7 protein-coding genes are annotated in these 7282 nt (G+C 53.4%); 6 read left to right on the top strand and 1 reads right to left on the bottom strand.

The window, feature by feature from the left end:
* Positions 1-53: 53 nt before the first annotated feature.
* On the top strand, positions 54-371 hold the full coding sequence (locus H9X86_RS11225) for a hypothetical protein (protein ID WP_204901610.1): 318 nt from the start codon (positions 54-56) through the stop codon (positions 369-371).
* 4 nt (positions 372-375) lie between these two features.
* Here H9X86_RS11225 and trpS read toward each other — a convergent pair whose 3' ends face one another.
* A complete protein-coding gene (gene trpS / locus H9X86_RS11220; RefSeq protein ID WP_204901609.1) occupies positions 376-1389 on the bottom strand; it encodes a tryptophan--tRNA ligase in 1014 nt (337 codons plus the stop codon).
* 261 nt (positions 1390-1650) lie between these two features.
* Between trpS and H9X86_RS11215 the strand changes: the two genes are divergently transcribed.
* Genes H9X86_RS11215 through H9X86_RS11195 form a run of 5 tightly spaced genes read left to right on the top strand, consistent with a single transcriptional unit; the run spans position 1651 to position 7143 of the window.
* Positions 1651-3165: an amino acid adenylation domain-containing protein gene (locus H9X86_RS11215; protein ID WP_204901608.1), complete on the top strand. Its 1515-nt coding sequence runs from the start codon at positions 1651-1653 to the stop codon at positions 3163-3165.
* On the top strand, positions 3158-4336 hold the full coding sequence (locus tag H9X86_RS11210; protein WP_204901607.1) for a diaminopimelate decarboxylase family protein: 1179 nt from the start codon (positions 3158-3160) through the stop codon (positions 4334-4336). Before H9X86_RS11215 ends, H9X86_RS11210 begins: the two co-directional genes overlap by 8 nt.
* A 10-nt stretch (positions 4337-4346) precedes the next feature.
* A complete protein-coding gene (locus H9X86_RS11205; protein ID WP_204901606.1) occupies positions 4347-4577 on the top strand; it encodes an acyl carrier protein in 231 nt (76 codons plus the stop codon).
* A gap of 1 nt (position 4578) precedes the next feature.
* Entirely contained in the window at positions 4579-6171 is a 1593-nt protein-coding gene (locus H9X86_RS11200) for an MBOAT family O-acyltransferase (protein WP_204901605.1), read from the top strand.
* An 18-nt stretch (positions 6172-6189) separates the two neighbouring features.
* A complete protein-coding gene (locus H9X86_RS11195; protein WP_204901604.1) occupies positions 6190-7143 on the top strand; it encodes an SGNH/GDSL hydrolase family protein in 954 nt (317 codons plus the stop codon).
* The last annotated feature ends 139 nt before the right edge of the window (positions 7144-7282 follow it).

The following is a 7282-nucleotide window of genomic DNA, read 5'->3' as shown; positions in this document are numbered from 1 at the left end:
ATCCGTGTTGATCCGCGGTGGTCTGGAGCTCTTCCGTTCAAAGGAGGATTCCCATGTATAGTCATTACTTATCCGATGACAACTGGATGGTTTTGGACGACGATACCCCACAGAGCCCGTCCACGCAGGAGCGCCCCTCTGCCCAGGCACATTACAACGGAAATGCCGTCTTTCAGGAAATGTCCGGCGGACTCTCTCAGCTTCTGGAGGGGGTCACCAAACACTTCTCCCTGAAGAATCTTGATTCCGGCGACATTCTTCTGGTGCTCATTCTCTTGTTTCTCTTCCTGGAGGGAGATAACCTGGAATTGGTCATCACCTTAGGGCTCACGCTTCTGCTGGGACTAGGGGGAGATGAAGACACGGAATGACCTCTTAATAGGCCACAAATCCAACCTTTTTATACACCTTCCGCAGGGTCTTCTGGGCCACGCGGGAGGCTTTTTCTGCGCCGGAGCGGTACACACTCTCAAGATACGCCTTATCGGCCATGATGCGCTTGGCCTCTTCCCGGATGGGGCGCAGACACTCCACCACTGCCTCGCCCACAGCGGGCTTGAATACCCCGTACCCCTGACCGGCAAACTCCTGCTCGATCTCCTGATAGGTCTTGCCAGTCACTGCGGAGTAAATGTTCATCAGATTCGCCACGCCCGGCTTGTTCTCAGGGTCATAGCGCACGCAGTTCTCCCGATCACTGTCGGTAATGGCACGCTTAAACTGCTTCATAATGACGGCGGGGTCATCCATGAGGCAAACACGACCCGTGTCCTCATTTTCCGACTTGGACATCTTGGCCCCGGGATTGGTCAGAGACATGATGCGTGCCCCTACCTTAGGAATATAGGGCTCGGGCATCTTGAAGACGTCGCCGTAAATACCGTTGAACCGCTGCACAATGTTGCGGGTCAGCTCCACGTGCTGCTTCTGATCCTCTCCCACAGGCACATAGTCAGGCTGATAGAGGAGAATATCAGCGGCCATCAAAGAGGGGTAGGTAAACAGGCCTCCGTTGATATTGTCAGCATTTTTGGCTGCCTTATCTTTGAATTGGGTCATGCGGGACAGCTCGCCAAACATAGCATAGCAGTTGAGCACCCATCCCAGCTCAGCGTGCTGATGGACATGGGACTGGATAAACAGGGTATTCTTCTCCGGATCCAGTCCGCAAGCAATATACTGGGCCAGCTGCTCCAGGGTACGCCGACGCAGATCGGCAGGATTCTGACGTACCGTGATGGAGTGCAGATCTGCCATGAAGTAATAACAATCAAACTCCTCGGCCCGGGCAGACCAGTTCTTAATGGCACCCAGATAGGAGCCCAAGGTCAAGTCTCCACTGGGCTTAATACCGGAGAGCATCACTTTCTTTTCCGTTTGCTGCTGCATAAGTTTCACAACCTTTGCGTATTTTTCCCAATCAGCCGCCTTTTTGAGGCTTAAAAGAGCCAAATCAAGGCCCATCGCTGTTTCAAGCATTATACCACATCCATGTATCACCTGCAACCAGCCGGTGTAATTGCTACAATTTGTTTCCACATCCTTAAAAATTCTTAAGAAAAGAACCATGGTAGTGTTAAGATTTATCCCTCATAATAACATTCACAAGAGAGAAATCCCCCCTGATACCCCATAGGAGACATACGAGTTATGACAAATATCTTAGAGTATCTGGAACGTAGCGCACAGCAGTTCCCAAACAAGCCTGCCTTAGTGGACGAGAAGCAGGCCATCACCTTCGCCCAGGCCCTGGACTCCAGTCAGAAAATCGGCTCCGCTCTCTCCCTCTCCCTCACCAAGGGTCAGCCTGTGGCCGTCTACATGGAAAAGAGCGTGGAAAACCTCTGCGCCTTCTGGGGCATCGTGTACGCCGGCGGATTTTACGTATCTTTCAACACCCAGCTCCCTGTTTCCAGGCTCAAGCAGATGCAGTCCGTTTTGCAGGCCCCGTTTGTCATCACAGATGAGGAGCACCGGGGCCAGTTGGAAGAGGTATTTCCACCACACCGCATCCTTCTCTACAAGGATTTGGTGCGCAGCGATATTCACCACGACCAGCTGTCCAATATTCGCAGACACCACGTGGACACCGACCCGCTCTACGCCAACTTTACCTCCGGCTCCACTGGTGTGCCCAAGGCCGTGGTGGTGGGACACCGCTCTACCTTAGATTTTATTGACCACTTCTGTCCCATTTTCTCCATCACCCAGGAGGACATCATTGCCAACCAGGCTCCCTTTGATTTCGACGTATCAGTCAAGGACATCTACTCTGCCCTGGCCTCCGGCGCTACTCTGGTGCTGGTGCCACGCCCCCTATTTTCCCAACCTCAGCAGCTGTTGGATTTTCTTTGCCAGCATCGGGTCACCACCCTCATCTGGGCTGTATCTGCCCTGTGTCTCATCACCACAGTACACGGCCTGGACTACCGCACGCCAGATACAGTGAATAAGGTGATGTTCAGCGGCGAGGTGATGCCTGCCAAGCACCTGAAGGCTTGGATGGAGCATCTGCCCCAGGCGCAATTTGCCAACCTCTATGGGCCAACTGAGATCACCTGCAACTGCACCTATCACATCATCGACCGCACCCGCTCCTACCCCGACGGCATTCCCATGGGACATGCCTTCCCAAACGAAGATGTATTCTTACTGGATGGTGAGGATCATTTGATCACCAGCCCCAATGTGGTGGGCGAGGTGTGTGTGCGAGGCTCTGCCTTGGCCTTGGGCTACTACCGCAACCCAGAACAGACTGCCGCCGCCTTCCCCAACAATCCCCTCAACCCAAACTACCCTGAGCGTATCTACCGCACTGGGGATTTGGCCCGCTATTCCTCTTTGGGAGAGCTGCACTTCTGCGGGCGCAAGGACTTCCAAATCAAACACATGGGCCATCGCATCGAGTTGGAAGAGATCGAGCGAGCTGTCTCCAACCTGGCCGGTGTACACCGTTGCTGCTGCGTGTTCCACAGCGAAAAACACCGGCTGTACGCCTTTTACCAGGGCGATCTCACCGCCAAGGAACTGCGGTTACAGCTGCTTCCCTCCCTCCCCCCCTACATGATCCCCAATGTATTCCGTCAGGTGGAACAGTTCCCCCTGAACAAAAACGGAAAAATCGATCGAAATGCTCTGCTGAAAGGAGATGGAAACCATGGATAACGCCTTCTTGTCCCAGCTGCTCTCAGAGTACGCCACCCCTATGTACCTTTTTGATGGTACTGTGCTGGAACAGCGGGTGGCCTATCTGCGTTCCAAGCTGCCTCCTGGGGTGGGCCTTTGTTATGCCATTAAGGCAAATCCCTTTTTAGCTGGCTATCTGGCCCCTCTGGTGGAGCGGCTGGAGCTGTGCTCCCCCGGTGAATACCGCATCTGTGAAAACCAAGGCCTTCCCAAATCCCAGTATGTGGTTTCTGGCGTCTATAAAACGCCCAACTTCATCCAAGAGATTCTGCCCTATTCGCCTTCCATTTTCACGGTGGAATCCATGGAACAATTTCACCTCATCCATCGCACCGCACAGGAGTGCAATTCACCGGTCTCCCTGCTGCTGCGGCTGACCAGTGGAAACCAGTTTGGCCTGGAAAAGGATGAAATCACCGACATTCTCTCCCAGCATGGAAATGACCCGCTGCTCCACTTCAAGGGCATCCAGTATTTTTCCGGCACCCAAAAAACGTCGTTGAAGCGTACTGCCCGGGAGCTCTCCACCGTGGATGAGTTCATGCAGTCTCTGGAAACACTACTGGGTCACCCCATGGAGGAACTGGAGTTTGGTCCCGGCTTTCCGGTAAGCTACTATGCCGAGGACGACTTTCAGGAGGACGAATACCTGGAGCAGTTCTCCCAGTTGCTGCAAAACCTGACCTTTTCCGGCACCATCACGCTGGAACTGGGCCGAAGCCTGGCGGCCCACTGCGGTACATACTTCACTCGAGTGGTGGACGCCAAACGCAACCGTGGCCAAAACTACGCCATTGTAGACGGCGGCATGCACCAGTTGGTGTATTATGGCCAGTCCATGGCTATGAAACTCCCTCCCATTCGCCACATCACCCACCATTCCCCGGGAAATATGGAGCCATGGAATGTGTGCGGCTCCCTATGCACCATCAATGACATTTTGGTCAAGCAGCTGCCCCTGCCATCCCTCCACATTGGGGATGTGCTGGCCTTTGAGCGGGCCGGAGCCTACTGCATGACCGAAGGCATCTCCCTGTTTCTCAGCCGAGATCTGCCTGCAGTTTTGTACCGCCGCCCGGATGGCCAGGTGGACGAGCTGCGCCCCCACTTTGATACCTACCCTCTCAACACACCTAAACTTAAGAAATGAGGTAATGAACATGGAACGTCTGCTGGAAATTTTGGAAGAAATTCGCCCTGATCTGGACTTTGCCAACTGCAACAACTTGATTGACGGGCATCATCTCACCTCTCTGGATATCATCTCCATCGTTGCCGAGGTGGAAGACGCCTTTGACGTCACCGTCCCCACCGTAGAAGTCATTCCTCACAACTTCAACTCCGCCCAAAATCTCTGGGACCTGATTGTACGCCTCCAAGAGGAGGGATAACATGGCCTCCTACTTCTCTCCCCAGTACCTGACCCTTCTGCTCCCTGTCACGGTACTTCTCTACGCCGTCACTCCACAGCGTGTACGCCGTGTGATTTTGCTGCTGGCCAGCTATGTGTTTTTCTGGGCGGTGAGTGGGTCACTGATTATTTTTCTACTCTTCTCCACGCTATCCATTCACCACCTGGGGCTGTGGCTGGAGCTCAATGAGCTCAGCGGGAAGCAGAAGCTGGCACAGGCGGAGCCAGATGAACGCAAGGCTGTCCGGGCCAGCATTCAGCGACAGAGGCGTGCCATTGTCCTGTTGGGTGTGGCCATTCACATCGGCCTGCTGTTGACCCTTAAGTACAGCCACTTCTTCCTGAGCAACGGGAATGCACTCCTGCGCATTCTTCATATGCCTCCCGTCCTCCCGGTGCCCTCTTTCGTCCTTCCCATTGGCATCTCCTTCTACACCCTGCAGGCCGTGTCCTATCTGCTGGATGTATCCAGAGGCAAAATTTCTGCGGACAGAAATCTGTTTCGTCTGGCCCTTTTCCTGGGCTTTTTCCCTCAGATGATGGAGGGGCCCATTTGCCGCTACGAAAATACTGCTCAGCGGCTGTGGGAAGCTCCTAAAATGGAGTGGAACAACTTTTTCCTGGGCGGTCAGCGAGTCCTTTGGGGCGTCATCAAAAAAATGGTGGTGGCAGACCGGCTGAATATGTTTATTCTCAGTGTGTTCTCTGAGTATGATCAGTACAACGGGTCAGTCATTGCCTTGGCTGCGGTGTGTTACACCATTCAGCTATACATGGACTTTTCCGGTACCATCGATGTAGCTTTGGGCAGCGCCCAGCTCTTTGGGGTGGCTCTGCCGGAGAACTTTCAGCGCCCCTTCTTCTCCCGCACCATTCCCGAGTTTTGGCAGCGGTGGCACATCACCCTGGGCACCTGGTTCAAGGACTATATTTTCTATCCCGTGAGCATGTCCAAGCCCATGAAAAAGCTCACATCCAAGGCCAGAAAACGGTTTGGACCCCGCTACGGCCCTGTACTTACCAGCAGTGTGGCGTTGCTGTGCGTATGGCTGTGCAACGGCCTGTGGCACGGCTCCGCCTGGAACTATATTTTCTTCGGTCTGTACCATTTTGTTTTGATTTTTACCGGCAATTTGATGCAGCCTCTGGTGCATACCGTCACCGACAAACTGCACATTGACCGCAACCACCTGGCCTACCGGATCGTCCAAACCATCAAGACCTGTGTGTTGGTATGTATCGGCGAACTCTTTTTCCGGGCAGAGGGCTTACGCAACGGCCTGAAAATGTTCTGGCGTATGCTGACCAACTGGTCCTTCGCCCCCATTTACAAGGGGAATTTCTTAGCTTATGGCATGGACGGCCCCGACCTGATACTGGTAGCTGCCTTCCTGCTGGTGCTTCTCTTTGTGGGGGTAGCCCAGGAGCGTGGGGTCAAACTTGGGGAAACTCTGCTGGCGAAGCCCTGGCCAGTGCGCATTGTGGTCTATTACGCCGCCATCTGTTTCTTGATCATTTTCGGTGCCTACGGCATAGGTTATGTCCCCGTGGATCCCATCTATGCAGGCTTTTAACAAGGAGGTCAACAAACATTGAAGATTGTGAAACCATTTTTGGGGTTTGCCGCCTTCACGCTGGGCCTTCTGGTCATTCTATACGGACTGTCTTTCCTCTTCGTGCCGAAAAATAACACCCAGGCCGCAGGTATGGAGGAGGTCATTGCCAACGGAATCCAGGACGAGCCCCCCAACTCCATTGACGTGGTTGTGGTGGGAGACAGTGAATCCTATTCCTCCATCTCCCCTCTGCTGATTTGGAAAAACACTGGGTACACCAGTTATGTGTGCGGCAGCGGCAAGCAATACCTATCTTATAGCAAAACCCTACTGGAGCGTGCCTTTGAAACCCAGTCTCCCAAGCTGGTGATTTTGGAAACCTTGTGTATCTATCGAAAGATCCCCTCCAAAACTGTGGTGATGGACGAGGTCTCCCGCTACCTGCCCATCCTTCGATACCACGACCGCTGGAAATCAGCGGTACAACTTGGTGTGACTTCCTCCAGCTCCTCCAACAATGGTCCCCACTACAAAGGGTATCGCTACAATGGGAAGGTCAGCGCTGCCGACACCTCCAGCTACATGACAGAGGCGAATAACGCCGCTCATATCCCCCTCGTTAACCGTCTTTTTGTAGAGCAGATTCAGCAGCTATGCGAAGAAAACGGAGCCAAACTGCTCCTGCTCAGCACTCCCAGCACCGTCAACTGGAACTACCAGAAACACAACGGCATTCAGGCCTTGGCAGATGACCTGGGCCTGGAGTATATCGACTTGAACACCATGCCTCAAGAGGTCCCCATCGACTGGTCCACCGACACCTACGACCGGGGCGACCACCTCAACCACTCAGGCTGTATCAAGGTCACAGAATTTCTCTCCAAGTATCTGGAAGGTACCAAGATGTTCTCTGACCGACGTGGCAACAGCCAATATGCCAGTTGGAATACCATGCTCCAAGACTATGAGGCGGTAGTATTTAAGAAATAAACATAAAAATGGGATGCCAAAGGCATCCCATTTCAGACTGTCGAAGAACCCCTGTTTTCATTGAGCGAAAACAGGGGTTCTGGTCATAGTTTGGGGAATAACGGCAAATATGATGCGCAAATTGGAGTTCTCCCAACTC

It is taken from the genome of Pseudoflavonifractor capillosus, from assembly GCF_016902575.1.
In the GTDB taxonomy this organism is placed as follows: Bacteria; Bacillota; Clostridia; order Oscillospirales; family Oscillospiraceae; genus Enterenecus; species Enterenecus capillosus_A.
This window is presented reverse-complemented; position numbering and strand designations above follow the sequence as displayed.